At 54.9% G+C, this 16,586-nt stretch carries 15 protein-coding genes; 6 read left to right on the top strand and 9 right to left on the bottom strand.

All coding sequences use genetic code 11. The annotated features are described in order from the left end of the window. Positions 1-206: 206 nt before the first annotated feature. Genes AACZ86_RS10690 through AACZ86_RS10680 form a run of 3 tightly spaced genes read left to right on the top strand, consistent with a single transcriptional unit; the run spans position 207 to position 4,595 of the window. Positions 207-902 (top strand): response regulator transcription factor, encoded by a 696-nt coding sequence (locus AACZ86_RS10690; RefSeq protein WP_339692274.1) that lies wholly within the window; start codon positions 207-209, stop codon positions 900-902. A 2-nt stretch (positions 903-904) separates the two neighbouring features. Further along, positions 905-2,272, top strand: a complete 1,368-nt coding sequence (locus tag AACZ86_RS10685; RefSeq protein ID WP_339692271.1) for a FecR domain-containing protein — start codon at positions 905-907, stop codon at positions 2,270-2,272. Between the two features lie 49 nt (positions 2,273-2,321). Continuing rightward, complete coding sequence (locus AACZ86_RS10680) at positions 2,322-4,595, top strand: CHASE2 domain-containing protein (RefSeq protein WP_339692269.1); 2,274 nt, start codon at positions 2,322-2,324, stop codon at positions 4,593-4,595. Position 4,596: 1 nt separating this feature from the next. Here the strand turns inward: AACZ86_RS10680 and AACZ86_RS10675 are convergent, their stop codons facing one another. From AACZ86_RS10675 to AACZ86_RS10655, 5 genes are all read right to left on the bottom strand, one after another. Further along, positions 4,597-5,148, bottom strand: coding sequence for a hypothetical protein (locus AACZ86_RS10675; RefSeq protein ID WP_339692266.1), 552 nt, complete (start codon positions 5,146-5,148; stop codon positions 4,597-4,599). Between the two features lie 84 nt (positions 5,149-5,232). After that, positions 5,233-5,466 (bottom strand): hypothetical protein, encoded by a 234-nt coding sequence (locus tag AACZ86_RS10670; RefSeq protein WP_339692263.1) that lies wholly within the window; start codon positions 5,464-5,466, stop codon positions 5,233-5,235. A 2-nt stretch (positions 5,467-5,468) separates the two neighbouring features. Next, the gene (locus AACZ86_RS10665; RefSeq protein WP_339692261.1) at positions 5,469-6,842 is read right to left on the bottom strand and encodes a 3-deoxy-7-phosphoheptulonate synthase class II; all 1,374 of its coding nucleotides are present in this window, start codon (positions 6,840-6,842) and stop codon (positions 5,469-5,471) included. A 119-nt stretch (positions 6,843-6,961) separates the two neighbouring features. Further along, entirely contained in the window at positions 6,962-8,194 is a 1,233-nt protein-coding gene (locus tag AACZ86_RS10660; RefSeq protein WP_339692258.1) for a cell wall hydrolase, read from the bottom strand. Positions 8,195-8,403: 209 nt separating this feature from the next. Beyond that, positions 8,404-9,726 (bottom strand): MATE family efflux transporter, encoded by a 1,323-nt coding sequence (locus tag AACZ86_RS10655; protein WP_339692282.1) that lies wholly within the window; start codon positions 9,724-9,726, stop codon positions 8,404-8,406. Between the two features lie 149 nt (positions 9,727-9,875). Here AACZ86_RS10655 and AACZ86_RS10650 point away from each other — a divergent pair, with 149 nt between their 5' ends. From AACZ86_RS10650 to AACZ86_RS10640, 3 genes are read left to right on the top strand one after another with little or no spacing between them, the layout of a single operon-like run. After that, on the top strand, positions 9,876-11,081 hold the full coding sequence (locus AACZ86_RS10650; RefSeq protein ID WP_339692254.1) for a DUF2891 domain-containing protein: 1,206 nt from the start codon (positions 9,876-9,878) through the stop codon (positions 11,079-11,081). Then, complete coding sequence (locus AACZ86_RS10645) at positions 11,078-12,253, top strand: histidine kinase (RefSeq protein ID WP_339692252.1); 1,176 nt, start codon at positions 11,078-11,080, stop codon at positions 12,251-12,253. Before AACZ86_RS10650 ends, AACZ86_RS10645 begins: the two co-directional genes overlap by 4 nt. A gap of 2 nt (positions 12,254-12,255) precedes the next feature. After that, a complete protein-coding gene (locus AACZ86_RS10640; protein ID WP_339692249.1) occupies positions 12,256-13,017 on the top strand; it encodes a LytTR family DNA-binding domain-containing protein in 762 nt (253 codons plus the stop codon). Here the strand turns inward: AACZ86_RS10640 and AACZ86_RS10635 are convergent. From AACZ86_RS10635 to AACZ86_RS10620, 4 genes are all read right to left on the bottom strand, one after another. Then, on the bottom strand, positions 12,975-14,015 hold the full coding sequence (locus AACZ86_RS10635; protein ID WP_339692247.1) for a CaiB/BaiF CoA-transferase family protein: 1,041 nt from the start codon (positions 14,013-14,015) through the stop codon (positions 12,975-12,977). The genes AACZ86_RS10640 and AACZ86_RS10635 overlap by 43 nt on opposite strands. Positions 14,016-14,102: 87 nt before the next feature. Beyond that, a complete protein-coding gene (locus tag AACZ86_RS10630; RefSeq protein WP_339692246.1) occupies positions 14,103-14,513 on the bottom strand; it encodes a PilZ domain-containing protein in 411 nt (136 codons plus the stop codon). Between the two features lie 191 nt (positions 14,514-14,704). Continuing rightward, positions 14,705-15,172: an RNA polymerase-binding protein DksA gene (gene dksA / locus AACZ86_RS10625; protein ID WP_339692243.1), complete on the bottom strand. Its 468-nt coding sequence runs from the start codon at positions 15,170-15,172 to the stop codon at positions 14,705-14,707. A 553-nt stretch (positions 15,173-15,725) separates the two neighbouring features. Continuing rightward, the gene (locus AACZ86_RS10620) at positions 15,726-16,529 is read right to left on the bottom strand and encodes a hypothetical protein (RefSeq protein ID WP_339692241.1); all 804 of its coding nucleotides are present in this window, start codon (positions 16,527-16,529) and stop codon (positions 15,726-15,728) included. Between the last annotated feature and the right edge of the window lie 57 nt (positions 16,530-16,586).

Genomic DNA, 16,586 nt, shown 5'->3' with positions numbered 1-16,586 from the left:
GTGCGGGAACCAAATCGCTACTTCAGCCCGAATTCGCCATTGTTCGAGGTGGCCAGAAGTTTATTTTCTTAGATGTAAATGGTTGTAAATCTATAGTCGTAATTCTGGTAAAACTTCTCAATTTGATAGTAAAACGCAAATCATAGAGTCACCTGAAAAAGCAGTGTTCGCGGCATCGGCGCCGGAAGACCGCTAGGAGAATAGAAATGCGTATAGCGATTGCCGATGACGATCCGGAGATTATCGAATTCTTGGGTAAAATAGTCGAAGGACTGGGGTATGTCTATTCGGGCTATAACGATGGAACCTCCCTTACCAACGCCTTGTTGCGGGACACGTTTGACCTCGTCATTCTCGACTGGAATATGCCAGGCAAGACCGGCATGCAAATTTTGGAATGGATGGACGTCGCGGTCGAGGATCGCCCGCCCGTGATCATGATGACCAGCAGGACGGCCAAGCAGGATGTCAGCGATGCACTGAATGCCGGAGCAGATGATTATATAACAAAGCCGGAAGATAGAAATGTCATAGCCGCCCGTATCAATGCCCTGTTGCGCAGGAATGTTGGCGCATCGGCGATGGAGCCGACGGCTGAATATGGCGATTATCTTCTCAACCGCATTGAACAGACAGTCCGGCATGGCGGAAAAGACATTGCCCTGACCGCCAAGGAATTCGAGCTTGCTGATCTTATGTTCCGCAATCGCGATAGGACCCTGTCACGGCGATATATTATGGAAACCGTTTGGCGGACCAATGCTCATCTCGCAACCCGGACCCTCGACATGCATGTTTCGCGGATTCGGGCGAAGCTTGCGCTGAAACCGGAAAACGGGTTTCGGATTTTTACGGTTTTCGGCTATGGCTATAGATTGGAGACGCTTGGCAACGGAGGCTAATAGTGTTTGAAGACTTCCGGGAACTGTTTCGATCATCACGTGCGGGCCTTTTGGCCGGCTTTCTAATTTTGACGATGGCCGTTGTACCCAAGGAAGCCCTCGCTCAAACAGGCTCCGAGACAGAACAGATTGTCTATGTCCTCAAGCGCGGCGATACGCTATTTGGTCTCGCAAACAAATATCTGCGCAAACGGTCCGACTATGTTGCGGTTCAGCGCATCAATCGCATTGCCAATCCGCGGCAGATTCCCGTCGGAAAATCCCTCCATATTCCTGTCTATCTGTTGAAATATCGGTCGAGCAAGGCCAGCCTGAGCGCGTTCCGCGGTGATGTTTCGATTGCGGCCGGTGGTCGCGAACTGACGCCTGTTCAGGGACTGAGCGTTGCCGAAGGCAGCCAGATCAGGACGGCGGCGCGGAGCTTCCTGACGCTGCAACTGGAAGACGGATCACGCATCTCACTGCCATCGAACAGCCAGGTCAGAATAACCCGGTTGCGGCACATATTGCTGACCGACAGCATGGATTATGAAATTGCCGTCGACAAAGGCCGTATCCGCTCGAAAGTCGCGCCGCTGCAAAAGAAAGCTGACCGCTACCGCGTCCGCACACCGGTCGCGGTCTCCGCTGTTCGCGGTACGGACTATCGCACCCGGGTCGATGAAATATCGGGAACCGCCTTTTCCGAAACAGTAGAGGGTGAAGTGGTCGTGACGGCAGGGCAAAACATCGGTAGCGGAACCATGATATCAATACCTGCGGGTACTGGCGCGGCGGCGACCGTGACCGGAGCGCTTGCCAAGGCAGAGTTGCTGTCTCCACCGGAACTGTTGGACCCTGCCAAAGTGCAGTCCGAGGAGGAATTGCAGTTTGCCGTTGTACCGCGCGATACCGCCATGGGTCATCGCATGATTATTGCGTCAGATGCAGGCTTCGTCGATCTTGTCGCGGAGGTACAGGAGCAGGGCACGGAGATTGGCCTGGAAGCAATCCCCAACGGGCGCTATTATGCCAAGCTGTCCGCGCTGGCAGCCGATGGATTTGAAGGCATGCCAGCGACATATAGCTTCAAGCGCCAGCTCAGTACGCTGGGCGGTAGCGCAGACGCTGGCGATTTCGGATATCGGTTCAAATGGTTCGGTGCAGGGGAGGGACAAAGATTCTACCGACTGCAGATTCTGAAGGACAGCAAAACGGCTATTCCCATTCTCGACGAGGCGGCACTCTCGACGGACACTGTCACCTTGTCCGAGCTTCCGGACGGGGAATATTATTGGCGCGTCGGTGTGACTCAGTTCTCCAGCGATCCGGAAGATCGGGAAGCGATCGAAAAATGGACCGATTTTGAAAAACTGACCGTGGCCAACTAACTGTCTAGGTTCGACCCTTGATCGATTTTTCGCGGAGGCACGACCACCGATGAGGCTGCGCCAGCGACTGGTTATGGAATGGCTTGCCGTAGCGTTGCTGGCATCCTGCGTGGTGGCGGCGCTGACCTATTGGGACAGTCTCTCACGCTTTGATAATTTGGTCCACGACCAGCTGTCCGCGATTGACCGGCCGGTACCGCTATCTGACGTTCTGATTGTCAAAATTGATGAAGACAGTCTGGCTGCCTTCGGAAAATGGCCGTGGCCCCGGACACGACATGCCGAGCTGTTCGATCAACTGGCCGAGAACCAACCGGCAGCGATCGGCTTTGATATTCTGCTCAGCGAAGCCGGTAATCCGGATGACGATAGGCAATTGGCCCGATCGATGGCAGGAAATCGTAACCTGTTCCTGCCGCTACATTTCGTTTTCCCCGGCGGCAATGGTGCCGAATATGATGTCAAACGACCGGTTGAACCCTTCAGCGCCGCCGCCACCGGATTGGGCCAAGTGAATCTGGTGTTCGATACCGACGGAGTCGTGCGCCGCGCGGCTTTGTGCTTTGGCGACAAGGCGTCAGGAAAGGAATGGCCGCATCTGATCGAGCAAATCTATCGGTCAGTCCACGGGAAACCGTCTCCCGCATATGATCGGTTGCAAGATTGCGACAAAAATCTGTTAATGCCGTTTGCCCTGCGTGGGGGTTATCCATCCGTCTCCTATGCAGCATTGGTCAACGGGGAGGTCCCCGGCGCTTTTCTGAAGGGCAAGGTCGTTCTGATCGGGGCGACGGCCAATGGCCTGGGAGATCAATATCCGGTTCCGCTCGGTGATGGCGGAACCCTCGCCGGAGTTGAAATCATGGCAAATCTATACGGGGCATTGAGCCGCGATGATTTTGTCATTCCGATCCCTTTGCCGCTGCAACTTCTATTGTCGCTGCTGCCGGTATGGGTTCTGTTGATCGGTTTCTGGCGGTGGCGCCCCCGGACCACCATCATGGTCTCTTTCGCGCTGTTATTTGCGATATTGCTGGCCAGCGTCATCTTGATGCAATTCGCACTCTGGTTTGCGCCCGGAACCGCTCTGGTCGGTGTGATCCTCGTCTACCCCATTTGGGGCTGGCGGCGATTGCAGGCAACAAGCGACTTCATGGATAGCGAGTTACAGAATTTTCACCGGTCAAAAATCGATATTCCGATCATGCGGTCGGAACTGGGTCCCGTTGATGTTATCACCGGCCAGGCCGAGCAACTGACCCATGCGATTTCCCATGTTCGTGATCTGCGGAGATTCATCGCCGATGCCCTCAGCAACCTCCCTGACCCGATGTTCATTACCGATCTCGACGGCAAGGTGAAATTCGTAAACCGGTTGGCGCAGGCCGGCATGGAAGACGGAGCTCAGGATCTTGCGCTGGACGACATGCTCAACCGCTTTGTTTCCCCGGATGATCTCAGCGAGGTAAAAGAATATCTTGATCAGAAGCACCGGCCGACCAAACAGGATTATGTCGATTTCACATCCCTCGATGGCCAGATTTTCGCAATGCGCCGCGCACCGGTGTTGTCGGATGACGGGACGTTGAGGGGGCATATCCACTATCTCGCGGATATCACCGAAGTTGCCCATGCCGCCCAGCAACGCGAAGAAGTCCTGCAACTGCTTTCCCACGATATGCGTGCACCGCAGGCGGCAATTCTGGCTCTTCTTGACGGCAAGGAAGGCGATGAAACCACCGGCCGGATAGAAGGACATGCGCGCCGGACCTTGGCGCTGGCAGACAATTTTGTCGGCCTGGCACGGATCGATGCCAGCGAATTTGCCGGAGAGGATGTCTTGCTCGCAGAACTGGTCGCAGAGGCCAATGACAGTCTTTGGCCCCTCGGCAAGGCGCGTGATATTCGATGCGAAGTCGATGACCAGTCCGACGGTGCGTTTGTCAGTGGCGAACCCTCGAGCCTCTATCGTTCGTTCGTCAATCTGATCGACAATGCTATTAAATATAGTCCGGACGGTGGCACCGTGACCATAATGATCCGGGTGACCGAATTGGACGGGCAACCATTTGTGTCGGTCGCGATCGCCGATCAGGGCGATGGGATTTCAGAAGAAATGCTGGGCCATTTGTTCGAGCGTTTCGCCAGCGACGACAGTTTGGCGCATTCGTCAATAAAAGGTGCCGGACTGGGGCTGAATTTTGTTGCCAAAGTGATGGAGCGGCATGGCGGTCACATCTGCGGAGAGAACCGGCGCGACGGAGGGGCTTGCTTTACCGTGCTCTTGCCCCTGGCCCCCTATCTGGAGGAACAGGTCGAATGATTCATTCAATGCCCTGACGGGTATGGCTGGCGCTGCGCGCGCTATCGGTCGGATTGCTATCGAGGCCGGACAGGGCGGATTTGACCAGAAAAGGCAGCGACTGTTTGATCGTGCCGTTGCAATGATATTCTGCGGCATTGCCCGCGTATAATTTCGTTCCGCGCGTCTGATCGAAAAGGATAATCGTCAACCGGTGCTCTTGGTCTTTGCAGGACTGGAACCGCTTTTGACGTTTAGCGGTGGCAATCGATTGCACGACATCCTTGTCACCGGCATCGATCGCGATATCGGCGGGCCTCTCCGCTAGCGCAACGTTGACCAGTATCGAGGCGTCCGGAGAGGACTGATAGCCTCTCTCTGTCAACGATTTCGTTACCAGATCGCGGGCAAGCGCCAGGTTGTCATTTTCAACCGTATCTTTGGTGGTCACGATAAACTGCTTTGGTCCACCAGTGGCTATCACCTGATGCGTCTGGACACGGGTTTCAATAGGTCCGGCACAACCGGAAACCATCATTGCGCCCACTGATATCCATGAGAGTGATCGGATCATCACGTCCTCCAGCTGATGTTGCTTGGCTGTTTGATAGTATGCCGGGCCGCCGAAGTCACGAGAATTGGCGCGGAGTGGACGGGTCTATCGGGTCAATGCGTAGTAAATCACATAGGCCCAGGAGAAAAAACCATGAATAATCGCCCAGAAGATCGATTTATGCGCGGTAAAACTGATGGCGATGGCTAGAGCGCTACCAAAACCGACGCCTTTGCTGACGATTTCCTTGCGGACATAGGTGACTCGTCTTCTCATCGGCGAATCTCCCGCCGCATAATCTTCTGGGCGCATACGTTCCGGTCGTGTTTTTTCTGCCATGTTCAGGCCGCTATCTGGGTACGGTCAGACAGTTCCTGATTGAGCATTTCTGCCAACAGGAAAGCGAGCTCTAATGACTGGGCGGCGTTGAGACGCGGGTCGCAGTGCGTGTGATAGCGGTCGCCAAGCGATGCATCGGTGATTGCCACACCGCCACCGGTACATTCGGTGACATTCTGTCCCGTCATTTCGCAGTGAATACCGCCCGCGAAGGTTCCTTCCGCACGGTGAACAGCGAAAAAGCCGCGAACTTCTGCAAGGATGCGGTCAAATGGCCGGGTCTTGTAGCCGCTTTCTGCCTTGATCACGTTGCCGTGCATCGGATCGCAGGACCAGATGACCGGATGGCCCGACTGTTTTACAGCACGGACAAGCGGAGGCAGGCCGCTTTCGACCTTGTCATGTCCGAAACGCGAAATCAGCGTGATCCGGCCTGGTTCGCGCGCGGGATTGAGCGTGTCGAGCATTTTCAAAAGTGCATCGGGCGTCAGCGACGGGCCGCATTTCAATCCGATCGGATTGCCGATGCCGCGCAAGAATTCGACATGAGCCGAACCTTCAAACCGGGTCCGGTCACCAATCCAGAGGAAATGCGCGCTGGTATCGTACCAGTCGCCAGTCAAGCTATCCTGTCGCGTCAGGCATTGCTCATAGGGCAGCAGCAGCGCTTCGTGACTGGTGTAGAACGAGGTTGTTTTCAATTGCGGCACGGTGTCAGGATTGATCCCGCACGCTTCCATGAACGACAAAGCTTCGCCGATCCGGTCGGCCATTTCTTCGAACTTTTTTGCCCACGGGCTGCGCGCCATGAAATCATGGGTCCAGCCGTGAACCTGCTTGAGATTGGCATAGCCGCCGGTCGAGAATGCACGGAGCAGGTTGAGCGTCGCTGCTGCCTGGTTATAGGCGCGGACCATGCGCTCCGGATCCGGGTCACGGCGGCCGCTGTCGAATTCTATCCCGTTGATGATATCTCCGCGATAGCTGGGCAGTTCGACACCATCCTGCACTTCAACGTCAGAGGAGCGCGGTTTGGCGAACTGACCCGCCATGCGACCGACTTTGATGATCGGCAGTTTCGATGCATAGGTCAGCACCACCGCCATCTGGAGAATGACGCGGAATGTGTCGCGGATATTGTTCGGGTGAAATTCGGCAAAGCTTTCGGCACAATCGCCGCCCTGCAGCAGGAATGCCTTGCCTGCGGCAACTTCTGCCAGATCCTGTTTCAGACTGCGTGCCTCGCCGGCAAATACCAGCGGCGGGTAGCTGCCAAGCAGTTCTTCTGTTTCCGCAAGTTTGGCGGCGTCAGGATAGTCGGGCATATGCAGCCCTTTAAAATCCCTCCAACTATTTGCCGTCCAATTCGTCGCCATTAGAGCGCTCCGTTCCGTTTCCAATAAAATCGAGAGCCTTTAGGCGGGAGTCAAGAGCGAAGGCAAGGGAAACCCATCTGTGGTTGCCAGAGAAACTATTGGTAAATAGCTGCCAGGGTCTAGCTTCCGGGCTTTTTCTTCCAACTGCCGCTAGTCCGGAATTCGGGCTTGATCTGACTAACATCGGGCAATTTTTGTCCGGCAAAGGCGCTGTCACCGCCTTTGGCTTTTGCTTCGCTGCTGTAATTGGGGGCTTGATAGGATCGCGGAGTGTTTACATCAAGCGTTGGCGCAGGCCGATCATGGCGGCGCGCATTGTCCGCAGCCAGCGCCGCCGTCTTCTCTGACAGGGCAGCTTCTGCTTCTGCCTTGCGCCGACCGGCCTCGTAAGCCTTTTCGAGCGCTATCGGGTCGAGTGAGGAACCTGCATCATTGGCGGCGATAGTAGCGTTGCTACGTGGTTTTGGCGCCGGCAAAGGCTCGCCGCCGCGATATCTCTGGCTGAATGCACTGGCCGTGCCGGCATTGCCCTTCCAGCTGTAGAAACGGTGCGCGCCGACTGTTCCGACGAACCGCAGGCTTGGCGCCCAATAGGGATAGACATAGGTCGCATGATAATGGGTGGCGGTGCCGACGGTGGTATAGCTTGTTCCCGCCAGCGCTTCGGCAGCAACTTTCTTGGCGCGGTCCCAATGGAAGCGTGCTGGTTTGCGGCGCAGAGAACCGTCGCAAGTATAGGTGAACTGGCAGCCTGTCTTCCGCTCGCTACCTTGATAGACCACGCCGCACACCGTGCCCGGGTAGCTGGGGTGACGGACGCGATTCAATATGACTTGTGCAACGCCGCGTTGACCGGCATCCGGCTCCATCCCGGCTTCATAATAGATAGCCTGAGTCAGACAATAAAGCGCGCGGCTATCGTCAATTGTGGAGCCGCGAAACGCGACTGGCCGAATCAGATGTGCCGTTGACGCCTGATCACGGTCATTCAGGACCATATCGTCGATCGATCCATTCCCCGGCGCTGCAAGGGGATCAATACCAATCCCGTCATAATTTTTCGGGATCGCATAATTGGGGTCCATGAAATAAAAGGCCGATCCGGCAAAATTATCTTCTGGCCTTTCCACCGATTGCAATCCGCGGTCGCTGGAACTGAACTGCTGCGCATCAACACTCGATTGCGGCATGGTTGTCGGAATCAAGATCAGACCGATCAGGAAAAATGCGGTCAATATTCTCTCGCGGATCGTCAAGTTTGCGAAGAACCGGCGCGGGATCGACGTTGATGGAGCGCCAGTATCCTGTCCTAACTCTGTTGTTTCTGCCCCGATTGGTTCTTGGTCAATCATGGTTAACGGTTCCGGAGACCTGCTACCCTGTCCGTAATCGGGAATATGGCCGCTTAGAGGCGGAACATAGGGAGGAGGAACACGCACGGATTTTTAATATACCTGACTAGGCCCAAACGGGCGGATCACGCGGGATGTACTCGGTTTTTACGCCCTAGGCGCGCAACAAATTGACGCTGTTCCATCGCGGGACGCGGTTTGCGGACATATTAATTGGTTAATGTGGTTCGCCGTTCCTGCAAAGTCACCAGATATTGCGCGACCATATATCCGATGACGCCAAAGATTATGCCGCCAAATGCCGGGCCAATCACAATACCATCCAGCCCGTAAAATTCGCGACCGAGCCAGAGAAAGGGGGCAAGGCCGAGCGTGTTGCGCAGCCAGTTCATGAGCGTCGACCAAGCGGGCCTGCCGAGATTGTTACAGGCCGCATTGCCTATGAACAACATGCCGTTGAAGAAGAAGAGGGGAGTCAACAAGGCGGCAAATAGCCAGAATACATGTCGTCCTTCGCCGACAAGATGGAATGCGTCGCTGATCGGGCCGCTAAGGACATAGAGAATTGGCCAGGCGATCAGCGTATAGATCAAGGCGAAGATCGTCGCCTGTTGGATGGTCGTACGGATCCGGTCGAATTTCAACGCACCAAAATTCTGCCCGATGATAGGGCCCACGGCGCCGGAAAGCGAAAATAGCAGGCAGAAAGCGACCGGTACGACTCTGCCGACGACGGCAAATCCGGCGATCACATCATTGGAATAATCGGCGATGAAGCGGTAGGAAATAAATCCGCCGATCGGAGTGGCAATATTGGTAAGGATCGCGGGGATCAGGATCACCATGATTGGACGAATATCGCTTCGAAAATGGGGCAGGTTGAACCGGTAAAAACCCCCGTAGCTCTTTGCGATAGGCCAGATTGCGAACATCGCCGAAACAACGGCCGCGCAGGCGCTGGCGACAGCCGCTCCCTGCATTCCCCAGTCGAAGCCGAAGATGAATATCGGGTCGAGAATGGCATTGGTGATGCCCATGCTGAGCGTAACGTTCATTGCCCTCCGCGCCGCGCCATGGGCTCGCAGGAAACCCGAACAGACCATGGCTGCGACGCTGAACGGCATGAACGGAGCGACAATCCGGATATAGTCGGTCGCTGCCCGATTGGCGGTTCCATCGGCGCCTGCCAGATCCAGTATGTCGGGAGCGAAAACGAAAAGCAGGATAGCCAGGGGAACAATCAGCATCGCACTGAGAACCAATATGCTGGTCAGGTATCGACGGGCCTGATCCGGATCACCCTGGCCGATATGGCGAGCGGCAAGCGCACTTGTGGCAATCATCAGGCCGATATAGAATGCCGTACCGAAAAACAGGACCGTCGCGGCAAAACCCATTGCCGCAGTCAGCGCGCTGTCCGCCAGTTGCGCGATATAGAACAGATCGGCAAAATCGACGATGAACATGGTCAGCAGACCGATGCTGGCAGTGAGGGACATGGTTGCGATATGCCGCAGGGGACTGCCGGTCAGGAATATGGCGGGTTGTATCGAGACTTTATCTTATCCAATGCAAATTACACGGCCGAAACGGGCAATGACGCGCGCGAGATTTTTTCCTATAGGCTTTTGCCAAGGGGTCAATTCATCTCTAGTGGGAAAGGATCTTTGGAGGGCATCGGATGATCTATCGAAAAGCAATAGCCGCGTTAATGATCGCAACATTGACGGGTTGCTCGGTTGCGGAGGAAGATAAAAACCAGTCGTCGCAAGAACGGGGTGTTTTCGAGCGTAAAAACGTAGCGCCAGATCCGGCGGATAACAGTCAGACGCCCCGCAAGGCGGAGCATGCCTATGCGCGGATCGCTCTGAATTGCATCAACAAACAATATCCCAACAAAATAAGTCATGTTTTGAACAACGCGGCAGATGTCGCGGAACCGGCAAAGCTGACGCCCGTCTTCTATGGCTGTTTTGATTGGCATAGCGCCGTTCACGGCCATTGGTTGCTGACGCGTCTTTGGGGTCAGGATCTGGTTCCCGAGATGGATGACGAGATTGCCGCAGCGCTCGCTGCTAATTTCACCAACGAAAAAATTGCCGGAGAACTCGCCTATTTTAATGGCGATGATCGCAAAGCATTCGAACGCCCCTATGGGCTCGCATGGTTTCTGCAGTTGACCACCGAATTACGCGAAATTGCAGCTGGCGAAGGCAATAAGGCCGTGCAGGCCAAGGCCTGGCTGACCCGACTGGAGCCGCTCGAAGCAGTGATTGTGGGCAATATCAAGGGCTGGCTGCCAAAACTGGCTTACCCCATCCGGCTGGGAACCCACAACCAGTCGGCTTTCGCATTTGGACTGTTTCTCGATTGGGCCGATCGTAGCGGAGATGATGGGATGGCCAGCCTCGTGCGAAACAAAGCATTGGGTTTCCATCGCAACGACCAGAATTGCCCGATGGCTTATGAACCGTCGGGAGAGGATTTTCTCTCTTCCTGCCTGATGGTCGCCGATCTCATGCGACGGGTGATGGATGGCGATGAATATGCAAGCTGGCTCTCTGACTTTCTACCCGCGATTCCGACCGATGGCAGCGACAGCTGGCTGAAAGTGGGCATCGTCAACGATCCGACGGACGGCAAATTGGTGCATCTTGACGGGCTCAATCTTTCGCGCGCTTGGGCGCTTGAGGGCATGGCTTCAGCGCTTCCAGCTGACGATAAACGCCGCGCGTCGCTTCTTGCCTCCGCCAGCTTGCACGGCAATTCCGGAGAGGATTCTGTCCGGACTCCGCATTATTCCGGTAGCCACTGGCTGGCGAGTTTTGCGACCTATTGGCGGACTAATCGGGGAATCAGTACAAGCGGAGGCAATCCGGCTTCGTGAAGCCCGAGCATGGTCTTGGTTCGGCAATCAATGCCGGGGCTCGGACGCGGTCACTGCTCGACCGGCTGTTTCCGGTAAATCAAGCTCTGGCGATCAAGTCGATGTTTGGCGTATGGGGCGCTTATTTCGTGTTTGTTTCCTGCCGTGGTTTGTACATGGAGCAGAACAACGCAGATTCGCTATTTGTCCAGCGGATATTGATGACCAGCGTCTGCATAACCTTGACCTGGATGCTTTACCGCTTGCTTGTTGCGGTGCGCCGTAACGGGATGAGAGCTGCGATATTGGTGCTTCTCCTCCCGACGATGATTCTGGCCAATTATATCGCTATTCTTGACCAAATAATTTTTGATCATGATGCCGCATTGTTCGACTTTTCCTATCTGCTCGATCCGATTGAATTCTCGATGTTCGACTGGACTTATATTCTGGACGAGGCGTTCACCCGTTATTTCATTCTGGCCAGCTGGGGCGCTCTATATTTGGCCTTGGCCCATAGCCATGAACTGCAACGCATGATGGCGCACAGCCGGTATCTCGAGAGGGTGAACCGGGAAAGTGAATTACGGGCGCTGCGCTACCAATTGAACCCGCATTTCGTTTTCAATGCGCTCAATTCGGTAAGCAGTCTGATCATTGACCGGAAAAACAAAAAGGCTGAAAAGCTGGTGGACGATCTGGCAGACTATATGCGCGCGGTGTTGACTGATGGCGCCGAAGATATGGTTGCGGTGGAACAGGAAATTGCTCAGCAGGTTCGTTATCTAGAGATAGAACGCATGCGTTTCCCGGACCGGTTGCATTATTTTGTCAATATCGATGCAACTGCACATGGCTGGATGATACCCGCATTGATAATTCAGCCATTGATTGAAAATGCGGTCAAATTCGGCGTTTCAGGAACCGACCAGCCGGTCAATATCATCATCTCGGCCCAAAGAGAAGGCGATCGCTTGTGCATCAGCGTCGCGAATGATGGCCGGGTCAAAAGGCCTGCCGGTCTAGCCCATAAACGCACTCCGGGCACCGGGACCGGTCTTATCAATATCCAAGAACGGCTGAGAGCATTATACGGTCAGAATGCTTCTTTGCTTCTGGCCAACAATAACGATGGAATGGCCATTGCCACAATCGTCCTGCCTGACCCGTCGCTGATTTTTCAGGATATTTGAATATGGCCGCAAACCCGCCATCGGTGTTGATTGTCGACGACGAACCGCTGGCCCGTTCCCGCCTCAAGGCGCTGTGTGAACGGACCGGGCTTTTTAAAACGATTGAATTAGCTAACGGAGGCCGTCAGGCCTTGGATAAAATCAAGCGGCTACAACCGGATATCCTGTTGCTTGATGTCGACATGCCCGATTTGTCCGGTCTGAAAGTAGCGGAATTTTGTGGGGGCATGGCGCGGATACCGGAAATTATTTTTACGACCGCGCACAATAAATATGCGGTCCAGGCATTTCGGCTGGAAGTCACCGATTATCTACTGAAGCCGGTCAAGGAGGCCTTGTTGCGGGAGGCCGTCGAGCGGGCCATCACCAATCTTGCCCGCGGCCACGAGGACCATGAGCCTGATCTCGCTCAACGTCTCTGGGTGCAGGATGGTACCGGGTCGCTGCAGTTGATGGTTTCGCATATTGAGTGGGTAGAAGCGGAACGGGACTATATGAGGCTATATTTGCCGGGCCGCAGCTATTTGCTGCACCAATCCATGCGTTCGCTGGAAAGCCTGTTGCCCGACAGCCTGTTTGTCCGCGTTCACCGGTCGGCCATCGTCCGGCGTGATTGCATCTCGGAAGTTCGCCGTAAAGGCCGCAAACGTTTCGTAATCTTGCAGGACGGTAGCCAGTTGGCGATTGGACCCCGATATGCAGATAGAATTATTGGCCCGGCTCAAGCAGGGCGTTTGGGAGGATCAGACACTGTAACCGAATAGCGCGGCGCCGGTGCTGGCTGCATCATTCCGCCGACATCGACAAAGGTCTGCCTTGCGATATTGTGCGGGTGCTCCTTTGCTTCCGTCAGCGACAGAACGGGTGCAAAACAGATGTCCGTTGCTTCCATCAGGTCGCACCATTCAGAGCGGGTCTTGGTCTTGAACAGCGCCGTCAGCTTCTCCTTCAACGCTGGCCATTGTTTTGGGTTCATCTGCGCGTCGAAGTCTGTATCGTCTGCAATGCCAGCCACCTGCCGAAGCTGCGCGTAAAATTGCGGCTCGATCGACCCGATCGAGATGAATTTACCGTCGGATGTCTCGTAGCTGTCGTAGAAATGTGCGCCGGTGTCCAGCAGGTTGACGCCCCGATCGTCTTGCCATTGACCAATATTGTGAAAGTCGAAAATCATCGCCATCAATGCGGCAGAGCCGTCGGTCATCGCGCAGTCAACAACCTGTCCGGTTCCACCGGTTTTGGCATTGAGAAGCGCTGAAACCATGCCAAATGCAAGCATCATTCCACCGCCGCCAAAATCGCCTACCATGTTGATCGGCGGGGTCGGTTTTTCGCCGGCCCGTCCGAAGGCATGCAGGGCACCGGAAATTGAAATATAGTTGATGTCGTGGCCTGCTGCGGCGGAGAGCGGACCATATTGGCCCCAACCTGTCATCCGGCCATAGACCAAGCCTGGATTGTCCGCGAGCAACACGTCGGGCCCGAGCCCCAGCCGCTCCATAACACCGGGACGGAAACCTTCGATCAAGCCGTCAGCATTTTTGACCAGTTTTCGAGCCGTCTCGATTCCTTCGGCTGACTTCAGATCGATCTCGACCAAATTGCGAGAGCGCGAAAGTGCGAGGCGGGGGTCAGGGGCTTGGCCTGGACGATGGAGAACGGTCACCGTGGCCCCCTGATCTGCAAGCACCATGCCGCAGAATGGACCGGGGCCGATTCCGGCGAATTCAATAATATTGATGCCGGCTAGTGGTCCTGCCATGTTCTGCTCCCGTTTAATCGACTGATTAATCGGTCCTATGCAGGGACGTTATTCGAATCAAGCTTAATGTGGACCATCAGGCATGTTCTACCGAGGACGCTGTCCGTGACGCAGGGGAATAGACTTATTGGCTTGCTGGCGCAGATATTGCGGCAAATCGGATTTTTTCTGTCCGACTGGTTTTCTGGCTAGTTTCGGGTCGATGGGATGATCGAATGCGATGCCAAACCTGCCTTGGGCAACCCAGGCGACATAACCGGTGATACGGCCAATATTGCGCAGTTCAATTTCCACATTGTCGCCCCGCTTGGCGAGTACGGGTGCTTCGGCCATCAAACCGCCTGCCGATAGATTCCGGATCCGCACTTCACCGCAGTCGTCGCCGTCAACGAAGCGCAACTCTGCTTTTAGAAACAGACTGTCCCGGTCCAGCTGGCGCTTCGGGTGGTCAACGGCCTGACTGTTCATTTTCAGACTATCGTCAAATGTCTCTCTCATAGGTTTCCCGCAGTCGATATATGTAAATTCATGTTTCGTAATGCGTGGAATAGAGCGAAATTCGTGCAAATTTGGTTAATGTCTAGGAGTTTTTTTGGGCAAGGAATGTGCGCCGTTGTGCGGACATCAATGAATGTGTTTAATCTCAGGAACCTAACTGCTCCTAGGGTGTGTCGGAGCGTTAGCTCAGGTCACTGATCGCGGGATATTTTCTCGTTCCGTTCGTGCGCTTCCTGCGCCTCGACGGTCATCGTAGCTATCGGTCTGGCTTTCAGACGGTCGAGCGAAATCTGCTCGCCTGTCACCTGACAATAGCCATATTCGCCTTCGTCGATCCTGCGCAATGCCGCATCGATTTTGGAAGTTAGCTTGCGTTGACGATCGCGGGTCCTCAACTCCAGGCCCCAGTCGGTTTCGCTTGATGCTCGGTCGTTCAGGTCGGCTTCCTGAATTGGACCATCCTGCAAATGTGCCAGAGTTTCTTTGGATTCATCGATGATTTCTTGTTTCCATTTTTTCAGAGCCTGTCTGAAAAAAGCGAGCTGATGCTCGTTCATAAACTCTTCGTCTTCGCTGGGTTCATAACCGTCTGCAAGAACTGGATCTGCGCCATTCGCGCTATTTTTTGCCGATGCTTTTTTCGCCGAGGATGCCAACATACTCTCCAAACATCTGCCCTGTCCGAATCCGGAAGGCTGGAACTATTTACACGGCGGGGCTATACCGAGCACACTTGCTTGAAACAAGGCGCAAAATACTCGATATTTTAAATATCCCAAAATGAGAAAATTTTGAGCGCCATAAGTGTTGGCACAGTGGGCATTTTGACGGAGTCCATTCGCTGACGGTTCTCCCATCACGGTCAAATTCACGCAATTTTATCAGGCTTTCGCAACAATCGCATCCATAGTGGTTCCAATTCGGGACATTAACCGTGGTTGGATATAAACTGCTAAGCTTTTTTGTCATTTGGGACGAGGAAACAGGGTTAACGTAATTGTGGTTTACGATTTATTCTGTCTTTCTGATGCATGTCGGGAGAGCGAAATGGGAAGTCAGCGGTTAAATGCTGACTCTCTTATCGCCTCCACAGCGGAAGAGAGATGATATTATGTCGGTACGGATGGCTTTAGCAAAATTATGTGCCTGCACTTGCGGCGGGGCATTAATTGGCGGCGGTGCGGTTCACGTGTCAGAAGCGCCTGCAGCGCCTTATGTGAAGAAGCAAACCAAGAAGCAGCCGGTCCGCGCCCGGATGGTTCGCAAAGGTGAGCCTGCCCGCAAGATCAAACGTACACGGCGCACCGTTACCAAAACGGTGACAGCTTGCCAGCCAACCGTGGTTACCATCGCCCAGACGCCGGCAGCGCAGCCGATGCCGGTTCCTTTGCCTTCATATCTGCCACCTGCTCCGCCTATGATTGATGGCGGCGGCTCTGTGCCGGTCGTGATCGGTGGCAGCGGTGGATATGGCGGAAGTTCCGGCGGATTTTTTGGAGGATTTTTCGGTGGCGGCAGCTCCGGTGGCGGTAGCGTCGTAATTTCTTCGACCAGCAGTGGTGGCTCAACAAGTACATCGTCGGGGGGCAGTTCAACGAGCGGTGGCTCCACCAGCACCTCCACTGGCGGCGTGACCAGCACGGGCGGTTCAACGAGCACTTCTACGGGAGGCAGCAGTTCGTCGTCGTCGAGTTCGTCCAGTAGCTCGTCGAGCAGTTCATCCAGTTCTTCTGGTTCCAGTGGAGGCAAACCGGGTAAACCCGGTGGATCCAGCGGTGGGCACGGATCCAGCGGAGGCCACGGGTCCAGTGGCGGACATGGATCTTCCGGTGGGCACGGCTCATCTGGTGGCTCCAACGGTTCTTCGGGTAGTTCGGGGTCTTCGGGTAGTTCAGGTTCGTCCAGCAGTAGCTCATCCAGCAGTTCCAGTTCATCTTCCTCGAGCTCCGGTGGCAGCTCCACGAGCAGTTCTTCTGGCGCGACAGGCGGGTCTTCGAGTTTTGGCGGCAACAGCACGTCGTCCGGTTCCTCGGGTAGTTCATCCAGCTCCAGCTCGTCGAGCAGCAGCTCAAG

The organism is uncultured Parasphingorhabdus sp. (assembly GCF_963975735.1).
Lineage (GTDB): Bacteria > Pseudomonadota > Alphaproteobacteria > Sphingomonadales > Sphingomonadaceae > Parasphingorhabdus.
This window is presented reverse-complemented; position numbering and strand designations above follow the sequence as displayed.